The organism is Mesorhizobium sp. M1A.F.Ca.IN.020.04.1.1, assembly GCF_003997315.1.
GTDB lineage: Bacteria > Pseudomonadota > Alphaproteobacteria > Rhizobiales > Rhizobiaceae > Mesorhizobium.
Genome location: NZ_RZSN01000369.1, coordinates 1 through 1,492 on the forward strand (window position 1 = coordinate 1; position 1,492 = coordinate 1,492).

The following is a 1,492-nucleotide window of genomic DNA, read 5'->3' on the forward strand; positions in this document are numbered from 1 at the left end:
ATGTAACCACGCGGCTCGACGCGCTGGCGATCTATGACGTCAGGGTTTCGGAGGCGGTCGAGTTCCTCAAGGGGCCGCCGGCCGATGCGCGGCCGGGCATCATCATCCTCGATCTCGGCGATGGCGAACTGCTCGGCAATGCGGCGATCGTCGAGGCGCGCTCGGCCTGGGCTTCGGTGCCGCTGATCGCGGTCTCGGGCGAGCTGACGTCGGAGCAGACGCGGGTGCTGGTGCGCATGAATGCGTCGGACTGGCTGCACAAGCCGCTCGACGCCAAGGAGCTGCTCAACGCCGTCACCTTCCACGACACCGGCAACCAGGGCACCAAAAGCCGCATCGTCACCTTCATTGCCGCCAGCGGCGGCGCCGGAGCGACGACGCTGGCGATCTCGGCGGCGGAGCATCTCGCGTCGAAATCGGCCGAGCGGGCGGCGTCGACCTGCCTGGTCGACCTCGACTTCCAGAGCGCCAATTGCGGCGCCTATCTCAACCAGTTCAACCAGTTCGACCTCGCCGGCATCATCGGCCAGCCCGAGCGGCTCGATGTCGAGCTGATGGACGTCATCAAGCTGTCGCGGCCATCCGGCCTCACGCTCTATTCCTTCGAGCGGCCGCAATTGCCGTTCGAGCCACGCGGCGCCGATTTCGTCTTCCGCCTGCTCGACCTCGTCGCCTACCGCTTCGACGACATCGTCATCGACCTGCCCAACATCGAGACGCCGTGGCACGAGTCGGTGCTGCGCACCAGCGACGAGATCTTCATCGTCTTCGAGCTCAACGTCGCCTCGCTCAGGCAGGGCAAGCGGCTCTACAAGAAGATCCGCGAATTGCGCGGCAACGGCGTCTCGATCACGCTCGTCGCCAACAAGCACAAGCGCAAATGGTTCGGCAACCACTTCTCGCGCAGCGAACTGGAGAAGATCTTCAAGGCGCCGCACATCAAGTCGCTGGTGCTCGACAACGCGCTGCTGGCCGATGCGCTGAACCGCGCCATCCTGCCCTCGGAGGTGGACGGGCGGGCCCGCTTCAACAAGGACCTGAAGCGCATGTTCAAGGAGCGGCTGGACAATGCCCAGCGCTAGAGCGACTCCAGGAGATCCGCGCAGCGGTTTTCCATCCGAAATTGCGACAAAGCAAATGCGGCGGATAGCGACTCGCCTTGCCGGCGCCTGCCTGATCGGCATCGCGCTGGCGGTGCCTTGCGATTTCGCGGATGCCGGGTCGGGACTGCCGCCGCTTCCGGCCATGGGCCCCAGCCTGCGCAAGACGGTCGCCTTCCAGACCGGCGAGCAGCCGGGAACGATCATCATCCGCAAAAACGAGAAAGCGCTCTATCTGGTCACGAACAAGAGCCAGGCGCTGCGCTACCAGATCAGCGTCGGCCGCGACGGCTTCGGCTGGACCGGCACCGTCAAGGTCGCCGCCAAGACCGAATGGCCGGAATGGCGCCCGCCCAAAGAAATGCGCGTCCGCCAGCCGGATCTGCCAGCGA

The 1,492-nt window shown here is 65.4% G+C and carries 2 protein-coding genes; both read left to right on the forward strand.

Features of this window, described 5'->3' with window-relative positions; translation table 11 throughout:
• On the forward strand, positions 1-1,082 hold a 1,082-nt coding region (locus EOA49_RS31910; RefSeq protein ID WP_127243598.1), incomplete at its 5' end, for an AAA family ATPase.
• Positions 1,083-1,137: 55 nt separating this feature from the next.
• On the forward strand, positions 1,138-1,492 hold a 355-nt coding region (locus tag EOA49_RS31915), incomplete at its 3' end, for a L,D-transpeptidase (RefSeq protein ID WP_164749385.1).